This is a genomic window from Mycobacterium paraffinicum, assembly GCF_025822865.1.
Classification (GTDB): Bacteria; Actinomycetota; Actinomycetes; order Mycobacteriales; family Mycobacteriaceae; genus Mycobacterium; species Mycobacterium paraffinicum.
The window spans coordinates 1-15,580 of record NZ_JACKUR010000010.1; the positions used below are offsets into that span (position 1 = coordinate 1).

The following is a 15,580-nucleotide window of genomic DNA, read 5'->3' on the forward strand; positions in this document are numbered from 1 at the left end:
CTATCCGGCTGATGGTGGGCGGGTGAGGACGCTGTAGCGGAAGCCGTATTTGTGGGAGTAGCCCGCGGCGGCGCCCGCGCGTCGGCCGATGGCGCCGGTGGGCATGCCGCGCAGCAGGGCGTTGCCCGGGGCGTTCGCGCCCGCCCCGGCGGTCTGGACGGGAAGGGCCTCGGCCTCGGCGGCGTTGGCCGGGCTGACCGCCGAGGTCAGCGTGGCCCACTGCTGGGGCACCGACAACGCCCCGACTTGGCTGGCCTGCCCGGCACCGGCCGAGACGACGTTGCTGCTCAGACTGCCCAGGTTGCCCAGGCCCAACTGGGCGAACTGCGGCGTCGGATACCACGCACCGCCGGCACCGGCCGTGCTACCACCAGGACCCGACACCAACTGCTGGGCAAGCTGGGACCAAAACGCCGGTATACCGTTCGAGAAATAGGCAAGACCCGAGGTCTGCTTCAGGATCACCGTGTACAACGTGGGATTCAGCCCGAGGTAATTGTTGGTCGGGGTGGGCAACCCACTCTGGGTGAAGTTCTGAATCGCACTCGTCAACCAGGTAAACGGCCCGGGTTGCGACGACGTCGCGGTCACCTGGGGCGCCGCGGTGCTCACCAATTGCGTGGTCGCCAACTGCGGGGTACTCGAGGCCACGGTTTGGGCGGCGTTACCCGCCGGCTGCTGGGCGGCCTGAGTCAGCGCCAACGCCTGATCGGCCACCCCATCGGGAGTCGTGGTATTCGGCGGGGCATCAAAGGGCGCCAACTCCGAGGCCGTCGCCGAGGCCGCCGCATACCCATACATCGCCGCCGCGTCCTGGGCCCACATCTCCAGGTACTGGGCCTCGGTCGCCATGATCGCCGGCGTGTTCTGCCCAAAGAAATTCGTCGCGATCAACGTCGCCAACAACACCCGATTGGCCGCAATCACCGGCGGGGGCACCGTCATCGCAAACGCCGCCTCAAAAGCCGCCGCCGCCGCCCGACCCTGACTGGCCGTGTCCTCGGCCAACCCCGCCACCGCACCCAACCAACTCACATACGGCACCACCGCCGCGATCATCGACGACGCCGCCGGACCCACCCACGGCCCCGCCGTCAACTCCGAAACCACCGAGCTATACCCACTAGCCGCCGCAGCCACCTCAGCAGCAATCTCATCCCACGCCGCCGCCGCAGCCATCAACGGCCCCGAACCCGGACCCGCATACATCCGACCGGAATTAACCTCCGGCGGTAACGCCCCGAAGTCAAACACCTCGCAGCCACCTCAGCAGCAATCTCATCCCACGCCGCCGCCGCAGCCATCAACGGCCCCGAACCCGGACCCGCATACATCCGACCGGAATTAACCTCCGGCGGTAACGCCCCGAAGTCAAACACCTGTTCTCCTCAGTTGGCCGCGATCGCTGGCGATCGCGGCAGTCGCATCGGATCAGTGGTGGCCGTGGTCACGGCTTCGTAAGCAATTGCCACCCGTAGGTCGCTGACCGCCCGGAATCACCGACTCAGACCTCTCGGTCTGCCACCCCAGTCGGCGGGCTGACCGGCGCATCCTGCCAATTCCGTGCCCGGTGCCCAAATGTGGTCTCGCACCACGCTTCTCGGACGCCCGGTCAGGAACAACGTGCACCTTTAGCCTCGATTGATCCCCTGCTGTCAGCAACCGAGCGACAGTTCACATCTTCCCGAACTGCCGCTCGTGGATGAGATTAGTTCGTTATCAGGCGCGCGCCGACACGCGACGCCAATTGTTCATTCCAGGCCAGGGACTGTTCATTCCCCGTCGACTACAGTTCATTTGCGGCAACTGTTTGTTCATTCGGGGTTTGCTTTCAAATCGTTGTCGCTGCTGCCCACACGGCACTCGCGCCGGGTCAGTCCTCTTCGAGAATCAATGCCATTTCCGGGCAGGAAGCCACACCGTCGCGAGTCAGCTGCTCGTCCTCGGGCAGCACCTCGTGCTCTTCGAGGATCGAATAGCCCGAGTCGTCTATGGGGAACAGATTCGGATCAACGGCGTAGCACTGGGCATGACCCACGCATTTGGATTGTTCGAGACGAACCCTCATCAGGTTTCCTCCCTACCCGGTTCTGCGAAACAATCCAGACGGATATCAGCCGCTCGTTGAAGTGTAGAAGATACCCGCCGGGCGGGGCCGGGCGCTTTGAACGCCGCTACCGGCCAGCGGTCGGATTCGTGTCCCTTTGCGACACATGCGATATTGGTGTGCCGGCTGGAAACGGTGCCGACGAAGTCCCCGCCGCAGCGGTGAGCAGATCAAGATAGACAAGCGGAGAGCCCATGAGCACTCCTGGCCAAGGCCAGCAAGGCACGTTCCACCTACCGCGCCTCGATTTCGAGAAGTTACCGATGGCCGAGGACCGGGGCGTCGGGTGGAAGACGTTGCGCGACGCCGGTCCGGTGGTGTTCATGAACGGCCACTACCACATCACCCGCCGTGAGGACGTGCTGGCCGCGCTGCGCAATCCCAAGGTGTTCTCGTCGACGATCCTGCAGCCCCCCGGGCACCCACTGCCCGTGTTGCCACTGGCATTCGACCCGCCGCAGCACACGCGGTACCGGAAGGTGCTGCAGCCCTTCTTCAGCCCGCTCGGTCTGAGTAAGTCCCGCCCGGTGCTGGAGCGGCACGCCGCCGAAATGATCGCCGCCCTTGCCGCCCAAGGCAAATGCGAAGTGATGGCCGACTTCGCACACCTGTATCCGTTTCAGGTCTTCATGGACCTCTACGGCCTGCCGATCGAGGATCGCGACCGCCTGATCGACTGGAAGGACGCCGTCGTCAGCGACAAGCCCTACATCACCCAGACCGACATCGAGAAGAGTGAGCAGCTGCTGGCGTATCTGGCCGATGCGATCCAGCAACGCCGGCAGAACCCCGGATCCGACATGTTGTCGCAAATCATGGGCAGTGACGGTGATTTCAGCGATCTGGAACTGCTGGGCATGAGCCATCTGCTGATTCTGGCGGGCCTGGACACGGTGACGGCGGCGATCGGATTCTGCCTGTTCCAGTTGGCGCGGCGACCGCAGCTGCGCGAGTTGCTCCGCGACAACCCAAGGCAGATTCGGGTTTTCATCGAAGAGATCGTCCGACTGGAGCCTTCGGCGCCGGTGGCGCCCCGGATCACCACCCAATTCGTCGAGATCGGCGGCATGACGTTGCCACCCGGCACATCGGTGCGGTTGTGCATGGCCGCGGTCAACCGCGACGACAGCGACGCCACGTCGGTCAACGAATTGGTGATGGATGGAAAGGTCCACCGGCACTGGGGGTTTGGTGGCGGGCCGCACCGCTGCCTGGGGTCCCACCTGGCGCGGATCGAACTGACGGTGATCGTCGCGGAATGGCTCAGGCAGATTCCCGACTTCGAAGTTCCCGCGGACTACGTCCCCGCGATCAATTACCCCTCAAAAAGTTTCGCGCTCAAAGAATTACCGCTGCGCTGGGGCTGATCCAGCCAACCCCAACGCAGCGGCATTCCGTCTTACTTGCGCAACTCCGTCGCCGCGACCTGTACGAACACGCCGGTGTCCTCGGCCATCAGCAGGCCTCGACCGCGGGGCAGCGGGCCACCCTTCATCTTTCCGCGGATGAATCCCTCGTCCGGGTCGGCGTCCATCACCAGCAACGGCGCGTTCGCCTGAGCCAGGGCCCGCAACATCGGGTCGCTGCCCGCCGAAGACCAGCCACCGAAGGTGCGCGTCACCAGCACGTGCAACCCGACGTCGGCGGCCCGGGTGACCCACGGCGCAGCCTTGTGCAGCGGCGAATCGAATCCGGCCGGCAGCTGCTGGATGTCGTCGACGATCAGGAAGATCTCCGGGCCGCTCCACCACGACCGCGACAACAACTCTTCCGCGGACAGGCCGGGCGGCGGTTCGCGGTCGGCCAGGACGGCTGCCAGCTCGCCCATCATCGCCTGGACGCCGTCGAGGTTGTACGCGAACTTCTCGACGTAGTCCGCGCCCAGTGTGGTCAGCAGCTGACGCCGTGGGTCCACCAGCCACACCTGTGCCGACGGCTGGCCGGCCGGTGGCGGGGGTGCGCTGCTGGCTCCCGGCGCGTACAGCCGGCCGATTTCGCTCATGATGGTGGCCAGCGTGGTCGTGCGCCCACATTCGCGTCGACCCGTCACCATCAGGTGCGCATTCTCGGCGAAGTTGAGGTAGACCGGCGACAGGTCCAATTCGGAGATGGCCCAGGCGATTCCGCCCGCGCCGACCCCTTGGCGGGTGTCCCGCGCGGCCAGCTCGCGCAGCTGCTCCACGTCGAACCGGGCGGGGAGCCGGCGCACCGGCGGGGCCTGGCCGCTGGTGAGACGGCTGACCGCGTCGATGACGCTGTCGGACTCGAACACGTAACCCGCTGTGGTGGCGAGCGCGGGCCGGGCCACCAACGTGTGCAGACCGGCCTGCGGGTCGGAGTCCAGTCGGACGTAGTTGACCGCGACCATGCCGCGGCCCGGCTTGACCGGAACGTCCTTGGCGAACCGGGACCGCACCAGCTTGGCGTCTTCCACGGCCGCCAGCCGCAATTCGACCCGAGAGCCGAAGCCGCTGCGCACCGGGGGCCGCAGCTCGGATTCGCGGTCCGCGGTGACTATCACGTGCACCCCGAACGAGGGGCCCTGGTTGATGATCAGGTTCACCTGCTCGATCAGCACCTCGTTCTCTTCGGCCAGCGCCCGGTAGTTGTCGACCACCAGGTAGACGTCGCCGAACCCGTCGTTGGGGACCGGGCCGGGCTCACCGCCGAACTTGCGGCGCCGGAAGACCTCCATCGAGGCGATTCCGTACTCGAGGAAGGTGCTCTTCCGCTGCCGCACCAGCGCCAGCAGCTCGGCGACCGTCCGCCGCACGCCGTAGGGATCGGTCGGGCCGGCCACCTCACCCACGTGCGGTAGCCGGGCGACGGTGGTCAGCGCGGTGCTGCTGTAGGCCAGGCAGTAGAACTGGACCTGCTCGGGGGTGTGGGTCAGCGCGGCCGAGCAGATCAGGGTCTGCAGGGCGGTGGTCTTGCCCGAACCGCCGGCGCCCAGGATCAGGACGTTGGCGCCCGGACCGGAGGTGTCGACCGTCCACGGCGGCTGGTCGTGCTTGAACGGGCGGTCGATGATCCCGATCGGGAAGACCAGGTCGCGGGCCGTGCCGTAGTCCTCCTGCCACGGGTGGCCGAGGAACCGGTTGACCAATTCGTCGATGGGGATCGGCTGGTTGAGCGGCGGTTGCCACAGCCGGTACGGCTCGAAGTCGATCTTGCGCAGCTGATCGATGATGACCGTGCCGACCTTCGGAACCCGGATGCCCTCGACGTCGTCGTCATCGCGCGGGAGGCCGTCGGCTTCCAGCGTCTCGCCATTCGTGATGGCGGCCGGCGTGAGGTCCGGTCCGCCCACGCTCACCTCGAGCGGGGTGAACGAGTTGGTAAACAGTTGCGGGCGAACGTAATCGATGCTGTGCACCAACGCGGGCGCTTCCTCGCCGTCATCGGTGAGCCCGCGGGGGAAGTAGTCCCGCCACAGGAACTCCGCCTGGAAGCGGACGATGTCCTCGAGGCTGCGCCGGAAGTAGCCCAGACCCGCCTGCGCCGGCAGGTTCACGGCGTTCGGCACGCCGGCGGCCTGCGCCGCACCGGCGGTACGCGCCTTCAGCACCAGCCGGTAACCCATGTTCTCCATGAGCTTTTCGGCGCGGCTTTCGATGGTCTGCGACGCCATCATCAGGTGGATCCAGTAGGCGCGACCCTGCCGGCCGATCGAGTCGAGCACGTCGACCGCGGTCGGCATGATGCGGAACCATTCGTAGAACTCGTCGATGACCACCACGAGCATCGGCAGCGGCGCCATGTCCTGGCCGCGTGCCCGCATCCTGAGGCGAACCGAGTTGTACTCCTTGGCGTCGTCGACACCGGCGCTGTCACAGATCGCCTTGCGCCGGGCGATCTCGCCCCAGAGGGCGTCGAGGAAGCGCTCCATGAGCGCCTGGTCCTCTTCCAGGTCGGTGATGATCCGCGACACGTGCGGTACCCCGGCGAACGGCTTGACGGCCGACCCACCCTTGAGGTCGGCCAGCACGAACTGCAGCTCTTCCGGCGGGTGGCTGAGCATCAGCGACTCGATCACGGTTCGCACCAGGGTCGATTTACCGGAGCCGGTCGTACCGGACATGACGCCGTGCGGGCCGTCACCGCCCTCGTCGAGAGACTTCATGTCCAAGAACAGCAGCTCGCCGTTGTCGGAACGAACACCGAACGGTGCCCGCAACCGCGACCGGCCCATCGAGTCGTTACGGCTTCCCCACAACGCCTCGAAGTCGATGCGGCCCGGATCGTCGATTCCGTAGTAGGCCATGATGTCTCGGGCGCCGATGTGGGCGACCCGCTGACCGATCTCTTCGTACGCCTCGGCGAGCCGCCAGCGGGCCAGCGCCTGGGCGAATTCCTCGGCCTCCGCGACGCTGATGTGGTCCGTGAGCGCGAAGAACCACGGCTTCTCGTCGATCACCATCCAGGTGTCGCGGTCGCGGGGCAGCGCCTCGATGACGCCCTTGTCGTCGAACCGCAAGGTGCGCTCGGGGACCGCCGTCCACATCGAGGAGCCGCTCAGGTCGAAGAACGTCACGCCGTCGACGCCTTCGGAGCTGATCACGTACTCCCACTGGGGGTCGACGACGTCGGCGACGATCACCGTGTGGGGCGTCGGAGTCTGCGCCGACGAACTCGCGTGCCGGGGCGTGAAAGAGCCACGGCCGGCGAACAATTCGGCCTGCTCGGCGGCGAACTCGCGCACCGAGCTGTAGACCATCCGCGCGTTCCCGGCGGCGTCCTGACGTCGCGGGTCACCGAAGTGCGGAAGCCACTTCACCCAGTCCCACTCGTCGAGATCCGAGGTGACGACGACCATCTGCACGTGGTCCGGGCCGTGCGAGAACGCCAGCTGGCAGATGATCGCGCGCATCAGTCCCAGGACCTGCTCCCGCTGCCCGTCGAGCGAGTACCAGGGTTCGACGAGCAGCGAGATCATCTTGGGCAGGTTGTAGACGACGCTTTGGTAGCGCCCGAACTCCTGCAGCGCCTTACCCGTCACCGGCTCCAGCTCGATGTCGGTCGGCATGTTCTGGGGCTCACCCCAGGTCACCTCGGGACGCGTCATACCGACGCCGACCCGCACCACACCGAAGTTGAGGTCCTTGCCGTCGGGCTTGCGTTCCCACATCCGCGACGACCCCACCGCGGCGGACAGCGTGGTGGGCGCCGGGTGGTACCAGCGGTAGTTGGCGTCCATGCTGTCCGCCGACTCGTGGGCGGTCTCGCGCAGCATGTCCAGCATCAGCATGAACTGGGCGCGCATCGCGTCCAGCTTGGGCCGGCTCATCTGCTGCTGACCGCCGAACCGGCCGCCGAACATCATCATCGCGACGCCACCGATCATGAAGATCGGGAAGATCGACCCGGCGCCGCCGAACACGTGTGAGCCGCTGGCGAAGGTCATGGCGACCATGCCGATCAGCAGGCCGACCACCACGACGCCGACCACGATCAGCCACCAGGGCTTGCCCTCCGGCGGCGGAATGCTCAGGGGCGTCGGAAGGACGATGTTCTCCGGCTTGATGACCGGAGGCTTCTCCGGTGTCGGCCGCGCAAACCCGCGTTTCACTTAGGTACCGCCAATTCTGCAGGGGACATATCCATCGGTAGGGTGTCGTGCTCCACGAGGGCGTCCGCCCGCGAGAGGGTCGGGCCTTGTGGGAGCAACCGCAGCGCCACCCACGGCACCATGCTCGGTTTCGTCTTCAGGCCCAACGCCTCACGCACGTCCCGGGTGTCGTCGACACCGAACCTGGCACCCGCGTCCGTCAGCCACCACAACGACTCCGTCGTCTTGGCGCCGGGGTCGTTGCCGGTGACGGCCACGAAGTTCCCGTAGTCGGGACCGAAGAAGACCTGGTCGGCCTCGCGACCGGTGGTGTCGGCCTTGACCAGCGAAACCACCCTGTTCTCATCCTTGGCCGCGACCGGAATCGTCGCGCCGGACACGACCTGGATGCGGGCCCGGTTCTCCCCGGACGTCTTCTGCCACCACCAGCAGGTCGACGGGTTCTCGCGGATGTCCGCCACGTTGAGCGGGGCGTCCGGGTAGGAGGACAGGTCCAGCTTGTTGACCACGGGCATCTTGGCCAGGGCGGACGGTTCCACGGTCACCGGCTTGGTGTTGCCGGGCCCGGCGTTCTGCAGGATCTGCGCCACCAACGGGGGCAGCGTTTGCACACCGTCAGCCAGCACCAGCGAATACTGTTGCGGCCCACTGATTTGCGGCGTGACGATCACCGTCCCGATCGGGCCGGGCGCGTTGGGGAACGACGCGCCGGCGCCCGCGTTCTGCACCTGCGGCACGGTCAGTTCGGGGCCCACCGGCAACGCGTCGAACAGGGCGCGGCTCATGGGCTTCGCCTGACCCACCTGCTCGGGCGTCAGGCCGAGCGGCAGCAGCACCGAGCGGTTCGTCGCGTCGATGCGCGACCGGCGCCCCTCGCGGATCACCCACGCGTCGCCGCCGTAGCTCAGTACCACGGCGTCCGACCCGTTCAGCACGTGCCGGTGGTTGCTGAGGTCTGGGTTCCCGTCGATGACGGTGACCGTCACCCCCGACGGCGCGCTGACGCCGGTCGAGCTGCCGACGGTGTCGCACACCAGCCACGACGACGTGGACGGACTCGAGGGGTGGAAGTTCGACGGCGCACCCGGGATGCCCACCATCGGGCCGCGCGGCAGCGTGGCGATCTGGTTGGACTTGACCAGGTGCGGGTTGTCCGGGCGGCCGGTGATCAGCCGCGCCGACGCCAGGTTCAGCGCCGGGTACAGCTTGTCGCCCACACGGACATACAGCGCGCCGGAGTCGCGGTCGGCGATGATCGGCGAATCACCGACCTGGCCCGCCGGGCTGAGGAACGAGTAGAGCAGCGCGCCCAGGCAGATCACCAGCGCCGCCGACACCGAGGCCACGACTGCCAGAGTCTGGCGGCGTCCCGGCTCGACCTCCATGCGGACGCGCCACCGGGTGAGCGCCATTGCGGTGCGGCGAGCGAGGAACTGGTAGCCGGTCACCTGGGTCCGCGTCGACAACCCGAGGCCATACCCCGACCCGCGTTGCCCGCGACTCTCTTCCGCCACGTTGATTCACCATCCGGTCTCTAGAACGCCTGGATATTGTCCCTGAAAATATCCGCAGCGCGAATTACATCGACAACGTTAAGTCACCCGTAGCGACCTCGCCACGCGACGACGTGCGTTCACATCTACATCACTCTGCGTACATCTATACGGACGCCCTCGCCTCGCCGCGTGGGCCGACGCGAGCACCCCACCAAGTGCCGTTGAACTGGCACTTTCGGGTTCCCCCGCCGATCCCCGTCCGGACACTCACGTCTCCTCAGGGCATCGTAATGGCGAATGGCAGGCTCGTCCTGTCGAGCGGCTGCCTCGGCGAACGGAAGAGCGGCGAAATGCGCCGGCAAAACGGGCGACGGCGCGCGCCACCTCTCCCCGATTGGTCGGCCGGCGAATTCTGGCAGCAAGATGAGCGGTATGAGTGAGCTCGCGCCGTCGCTGGTCGAACTTGCCCGCAGGCACGGCATCGCGACCGAGTACGACGACTGGACCGGGCGGCGGGTGCCGGTATCGGCAACCACGCTGGTGGCAGTGTTGGCCGCGCTCAGCGTCGCGGCCGGCACGGAGCAGGAGCGCAACGTCGCTCTGACCGCGAAGCTTCGGTCGTATTGGGCGCGCCGGTTGCCGGCGACCATCGTCGGTCGCACCGGTGAGCAGATGCGGTTTTGGGTGCACGTGACCCACGGCGATCCCGCCGAAGTCTGGTTGCGGCTCGAGGACGGCACGGTACGCGGCGGGATCCAGCAGGTCGACAACTTCACCCCGCCGTTCGACCTGGACGGGCGCTGGGTCGGCGAGGCCAGCTTCGTGCTGCCGGCCGATCTGCCGCTCGGCTATCACCGGGTGCACCTGCGTTCCGGTGGCAGTGAGACCAGCAGCGCGGTGATCGTGACGCCGGATTGGCTCGGGCTGCCGGAGCGGCTCGGCGCCCGGCGGGGCTGGGGCCTGGCCGCCCAGCTTTACAGCGTGCGCTCCAGACAGTCGTGGGGCGTCGGCGATCTGACGGATCTGACCGACCTGGCCGTCTGGTCGGCGTCGCGGCACGGCGCCGACTATCTATTGGTCAATCCGTTGCACGCGGCTCAGTTTTCTGGACCGGCGGCCCGGATGGAGCCGTCGCCTTACCTGCCGACATCGAGGCGTTTCGTCAACCCGATCTATCTTCACGTCGAGGCGATTCCCGAGTTCGCCGAGCTGCCCAAGCGCAGCCGGGTGCGGCGCCTGCGTTTCGACGTGCAACAGCGAGCTGCTCGGCTCGACGCAATCGATCGCGACAGTGCGTGGGCGGCGAAGTGCGCGGCGCTTGAGCTTTTGCACCGGGTGCCGCGGTCCGCCGGCCGCGAGCTGGCCTACGAAGCCTTCCGCGCCCGCGAGGGAACCCCGCTCGACGACTTCGCCACCTGGTGCGCCCTGGCCGAGAAGTACGGCGACGATTGGCACTCCTGGCCGAAGTCGCTGCGGCATCCCCGCGCGCCCGGCGTCAACCGGTTCGTCGAGAAGCATGCGGATGCAGTCGATTTCCATCGGTGGCTGCAGTGGCAACTCGACGAGCAACTCGCCTCGGCGCAGTCGCAGGCGATCCGGGCCGGAATGGCGCTGGGCGTGATGCACGACCTCGCCGTCGGCGTGCATCCCAACGGTGCCGACGCGTGGGCGCTACAGGATGTCTTGGCGCTGGGTGTCACCGCCGGCGCGCCGCCGGACGAGTTCAATCAACTCGGCCAGGACTGGTCCCAGCCGCCTTGGCGGCCCGATCGACTCGATGCGGAGGAGTATCGGCCGTTTCGGGCAGTGATAAGCGCGGTGCTGCGGCATGCCGGCGGCGTGCGCATCGACCACATCATCGGATTGTTCCGGCTGTGGTGGATCCCGGCGGGCGCGGCGCCCACCGAGGGCACTTACGTGCGTTACGACCATGAGGCGATGATCGGCATCGTCGCCCTGGAGGCCCACCGCGCCGGGGCGCTGGTCGTGGGCGAGGATTTGGGCACGGTCGAACCGTGGGTGCGCGACTACCTGCTACTGCGCGGCTTGCTCGGCACCTCGATCCTGTGGTTCGAGTTGGATCGGGACGGAAACGGCGGTCCGCTGCCGGCCGAGCGCTGGCGCGAGTACTGCCTGTCCTCGGTGACCACCCACGATCTGCCGCCGACGGCGGGCTATCTGGCCGGCGACCACGTGCGGCTGCGCGAAGCTCTCGGATTGCTGACCCGCCCCGCCGAGGACGAGCTCGCCACCGACCGGGCCGAGCTGGCGGCCTGGATGGCCGAGTTGCGTCGGGTGGGCTTGCTCGACGACGGCGAAGACGACGCGGAGAAAATCGTCATCGCCCTGTACCGATACCTGGGCCGGACGCCGTCGCGGTTGCTGGGCGTGGCACTGACCGACGCGGTCGGCGACCGCCGGACCCAGAACCAGCCCGGCACCACCGACGAATACCCCAACTGGCGGATTCCGCTGACCGACCCCGCCGGGCGCCCGGTGCTGCTCGAGGACCTGTTCACCGACGTCCGCGCGGCCACCCTGGCCGAGGCCGTGCGCAGTGCAATCGCGCACGCGGCCGTCGAGAGCGCGCCTGTTAGCTTCTGAGGCCATGAAGGTCTCAGTCTTGGCGCCGGTGGCCGACGGCGTCACCGCGGATCCCGAATGGATGGCGGCCTTCGCCGGCCACCTAGAACAATGCGGGTTCGAGTCGATCGTTGTGGTCGAGCACACCGTGCTGGTCACCCGCTACGACAGCGTCTACCCGTATGACAGTTCGGGACGCGTGGGGCTGGCGGCCGACTGCCCTATCCCCGACCCGCTCGACCTGCTGGCGTTCCTGGCCGGCCGCACCACCACCCTCGGGTTGGCCACCGGCGTCTTGGTGTTGCCCAACCACCATCCGGTGGTCCTCGCCAAGCGTGCCGCAAGCGTGGACGCGTTGTCGGGCGGACGGCTGCGGCTATGTGTGGGCGTCGGATGGCTCAGGGAGGAGCTGGAGGCTTGCGGTGCGGACTTCGAGAACCGCGGCAGGCGTGCCGACGAGCAGTTGGCCGTCTTGCGGGCTCTGTGGGCCGACCAACCGCACGGGGCTTCGCACCACGGTGAGTTCTTCAGCTTCGACAACGTCATGTGTTACCCGAAACCCATTGCTGGAGAACGACTCCCCGTTCACATCGGCGGGCACAGCCGGGCGGCGGCCCGTCGCGCCGGCCGCTTGGCGGACGGCTTCCAACCGCTCGGGGTGGCGGGGCCGCAGCTGGCGTCATTGATCGCGCTCATGCGCGACGAGGCGGCGTCGGCGGGCCGCGATCCGGCGGCCCTGGAAGTGTCATTGGGCCACGCGGTCAACAAGATCGACGCCGAAAGGGCGGAGAGCCTGGTCGATCAGGGCGCCGACCGGCTCGTGTTGTCGATGCCGTCGACTGTCGACATCGGGCAGGCCAAGGACGTGCTATCGGAGTGCGCGCAGCGGCTGTCGCTGATCGCGTGACCCCAATGAGCCTGTCAGCCGACGACCGATCAGCCCTCAGCGACTTGGTGCACAGATACGCGGCGCACGTTGACGAGCGCCGATTCGATTCCGTCGCAGCACTTTTCACTGACACCGCCGTGCTTGCGGTGCCCGATCCGCCCGCGGCGCTGGAGCCCGTCCATTCGCATCGTGGGCGAGACGCCATCACCGCGGCGGTCGCTACCGTCGCGGCCGTCGCCCGCACCGAACACGCCATCGTCGGCGAGGTCTACGAGGCCACCGGGCCGGGTACGGCCCGTGGGCGCGTTGCGTGCATCGCGCACCACTGGGACCAGCGCGGCGACGAATTCGTCGACGCGGTCTGGCATTTGCGCTACGACGACGAATACGAGCTGACCGACGGATGGCTGATCGGCCGCCGTGCGTTGACCATCAACGCCCTTGAGACCCGCAAGGCCCGACGGGTGCGGCCACACGGCGCGATCTAGCGAGCTTGCAGAAGACTTTGCGCAAACTCACAGCGACCCTCCATAAACCGAATCTGCGGCGCAAACAGGCGCTTCGTTTAGCAGGTGCGGTTATCGCCTCGCGGGGCGAGGTGCATTTTGCCCGCTCCGGGCGGGAGCCGGCCGCCCCAGGCTCGGATGAGGCCGCGGCCGGTGCGCTTCTTCCTGATCGTGTCCAATTTTTACAAGTCGATCCGTGTATTTTCGGCCGCGTGACGAACACCGAACATCGGAACCTGAACGTCAATACCGCCGGAAACACCGGAGGACGGGAAGCGCCGAACGGCAACGTATCGACACTGGCAGTGGGCACGCCGCTGGACTCCGCCCCGGACTACCGCAACGAGATTCACACCGCCGAAGACGTCATCGATGTCGAGACCTACGGCGGCGGTTTCGATCTCACACGGCGGGCGACCGCACCGAAGCTGCGCATCGGCCGCGACCGGTGGTTCAACCTGCTCTGGCTGATCCCCATCGGCTTCGCCCTGCTGATCGCCGGGGTGGCGGTCGGCAAAGGCCTGCACAACATGCCGGCCGTCCAGTCGTTCATTCAGCGTCACCCCGGTACGGACAGCTCCAATGTCACGCCCGGCCTGCCGGCCTGGATCGGATGGACGCATTTCTTCAACCTCTTCATGATGATGTTCATCATCAGGACCGGGATCCAGATCCTCTGCGACCATCCCCGGCTCTACTTCAGCCGCAACGCCACCCCGGGTAAGGACGAGTGGCTGCGCGTCGGCCCGCCGGTACCGGACGACGAGCTGTGGACCGCCAACGCCGACACCGTCGCCCTGCCACCACAACTGGGACTGCCCGGATTCCGGCACTCCATCGGGCTGGCCCGATGGTGGCACCTCGGCGTCGACGTGCTGTGGCTCGTCAACGGTGCGGTCTTCTACGTGTTGCTGTTCGCCACCGGACAGTGGCGGCACATCGTGCCCACCAGTTGGGATGTCTTCCCCAATGCCGCGTCGGTGGCCGTCCAGTACCTGTCGCTGGACTGGCCGACCGACAACGGCTGGGTCGCCTACAACGGCCTGCAGTTGTTGTCCTACTTCACCACGGTCTTCATTGCAGCGCCCGCGGCGTTGATCACCGGGCTGGGCATGTCGCCCGCTCTGTCGCAGCGCGTGCACTGGCTCAGCAAGCGGCTGAGCATCCAGCACGCGCGCTCACTGCATTTTGTGGTGCTGGTCTACTTCCTGTTCTTCATCCTGGTGCACGTCACGATGGTGTTGACCACCAGCGCGCTGCGAAACCTCAACCACATGTTCGCCTCCCGCGACGACAACAGCTGGGTGGGCTTCGGCATCTTCGCCGCGGCCATGGTGTTGACGGCGATCGCGTGGGTTTGGGCCACTCCCTTCACTATTCGTCACCCGCGGGTGATTCAGCGGGTCGGATACGCGCTCGTCGGCCCGTTCCAGCGCATGCTGGAACAGCTCGACCCCAAGCCCGGCGCCTTCACCGAAAAGGACATCTCGCCGCACCACTGGCGCAACGGCCGGCTGCCCGAGACCGTCGAGTACAAAGAGCTGGAAGCAAACGACTTCCGGGACTGGCGGCTCAAGGTCTACGGTCTGGTCGAGCATCCGATGGAGTTTTCGCTCGAGGACTTGATGGCGCTGCCGTACCACGAGCAGATCAGCCAGCACTTCTGCATCCAGGCCTGGTCGGGCGTCGCCAAATGGGGTGGCGTGCAGATGAAGACGATCATGGACATCGTCAAACCGCTGCCCGAAGCCAAGTGGGCGGTGTTCTATTCGATGGGCCTCGGCGCGACGGGCGGCATCTATTACAACGCCCATCACATCGGCCAGATGGACCATCACATGACGATGCTCGCCTACAACATGAACGACCAGCCCCTCCCCTACATGCATGGCAGGCCGCTGCGGTTGCGCAACGAACTGCAGCACGGTTTCAAACTCGTCAAGTGGATCAAGGGGATCGAGTTCGTGGCCGACTACCGCGACATCGGCAGCGGCTACGGCGGTTACAGCGAGGACCACAAATACTTTGGGCGGCACCAGACTCTGTAGGGCGTAGCGCGCCGACGCCTCAGGTCGTTTGTCCCTTCGGCAATCCGGGTAGCTCCACGGAAGCGGCCGAACGGAACTGACCAGAGGAGAGATGCCCATGAGCGACCGCCCTGTCGACCATGAAAGGACTCTTCGCCGGGGTAGCGCCGAGCCGGCGCACGGCTTGGAGCGGACGCCCGGGCTGGTCATCGTGGGGGCCGCCGTGCTGGCACTTGTGACGTGCGTGGCCACCTTCGCCCTCGGGGACGCCGGCGCGGGTGTCGCTACCGCGATCGTCGCCATGCTCGCGTTCGGGGCCGGGCTGGCGTGGCTTGGCATGGACCGCAGGCGGATTCGGCAGGCGGAACGAGACTGGCCGATCGGCCACGTGGTGCGGTAGCGG

Annotated in this window: 11 protein-coding genes; 6 read left to right on the forward strand and 5 right to left on the reverse strand. The window is 66.9% G+C overall.

Going from position 1 to position 15,580, the window contains the following annotated elements:
- The 3 genes from H7J89_RS00135 to fdxE form a co-directional block, all read right to left on the reverse strand.
- Nucleotides 1-1,254, reverse strand: coding sequence for a PPE family protein (locus H7J89_RS00135; RefSeq protein WP_308205029.1), 1,254 nt, complete (start codon nt 1,252-1,254; stop codon nt 1-3).
- The gene (locus H7J89_RS25840) at nt 1,179-1,379 is read right to left on the reverse strand and encodes a PPE domain-containing protein (RefSeq protein ID WP_443677607.1); all 201 of its coding nucleotides are present in this window, start codon (nt 1,377-1,379) and stop codon (nt 1,179-1,181) included. The genes H7J89_RS00135 and H7J89_RS25840 overlap by 76 nt, the downstream gene beginning before the upstream one ends.
- Nucleotides 1,380-1,873: 494 nt before the next feature.
- Nucleotides 1,874-2,068: a ferredoxin FdxE gene (gene fdxE / locus H7J89_RS00145; protein ID WP_067203191.1), complete on the reverse strand. Its 195-nt coding sequence runs from the start codon at nt 2,066-2,068 to the stop codon at nt 1,874-1,876.
- A gap of 233 nt (nt 2,069-2,301) precedes the next feature.
- On the opposite strand from fdxE, the gene H7J89_RS00150 reads away from it, so the two are divergent.
- Nucleotides 2,302-3,474, forward strand: coding sequence for a cytochrome P450 (locus H7J89_RS00150; protein ID WP_264035552.1), 1,173 nt, complete (start codon nt 2,302-2,304; stop codon nt 3,472-3,474).
- Nucleotides 3,475-3,506: 32 nt separating this feature from the next.
- On the opposite strand, the gene eccCa is transcribed toward H7J89_RS00150, so the two are convergent.
- Nucleotides 3,507-7,676, reverse strand: coding sequence for a type VII secretion protein EccCa (gene eccCa / locus H7J89_RS00155; RefSeq protein WP_264035553.1), 4,170 nt, complete (start codon nt 7,674-7,676; stop codon nt 3,507-3,509).
- Nucleotides 7,673-9,190 carry a type VII secretion protein EccB gene (gene eccB / locus H7J89_RS00160; RefSeq protein ID WP_264035554.1) on the reverse strand — a complete coding sequence of 506 codons (1,518 nt, stop codon included), beginning with the start codon at nt 9,188-9,190 and terminating at the stop codon, nt 7,673-7,675. The genes eccCa and eccB overlap by 4 nt, the downstream gene beginning before the upstream one ends.
- 414 nt (nt 9,191-9,604) lie before the next feature.
- Between eccB and malQ the strand changes: the two genes are divergently transcribed.
- The 5 genes from malQ (at nt 9,605) to H7J89_RS00185 (ending at nt 15,577) form a co-directional block, all read left to right on the forward strand.
- Nucleotides 9,605-11,776, forward strand: coding sequence for a 4-alpha-glucanotransferase (gene malQ / locus H7J89_RS00165; protein ID WP_264035555.1), 2,172 nt, complete (start codon nt 9,605-9,607; stop codon nt 11,774-11,776).
- 4 nt (nt 11,777-11,780) lie between these two features.
- Nucleotides 11,781-12,662: an LLM class F420-dependent oxidoreductase gene (locus tag H7J89_RS00170; protein ID WP_264035556.1), complete on the forward strand. Its 882-nt coding sequence runs from the start codon at nt 11,781-11,783 to the stop codon at nt 12,660-12,662.
- 5 nt (nt 12,663-12,667) lie between these two features.
- Complete coding sequence (locus H7J89_RS00175) at nt 12,668-13,132, forward strand: nuclear transport factor 2 family protein (protein ID WP_264035558.1); 465 nt, start codon at nt 12,668-12,670, stop codon at nt 13,130-13,132.
- A 323-nt stretch (nt 13,133-13,455) separates the two neighbouring features.
- Nucleotides 13,456-15,198: a molybdopterin-dependent oxidoreductase gene (locus H7J89_RS00180; protein WP_264035923.1), complete on the forward strand. Its 1,743-nt coding sequence runs from the start codon at nt 13,456-13,458 to the stop codon at nt 15,196-15,198.
- Nucleotides 15,199-15,295: 97 nt separating this feature from the next.
- A complete protein-coding gene (locus H7J89_RS00185; RefSeq protein WP_264035559.1) occupies nt 15,296-15,577 on the forward strand; it encodes a LapA family protein in 282 nt (93 codons plus the stop codon).
- Nucleotides 15,578-15,580 lie beyond the last annotated feature (3 nt).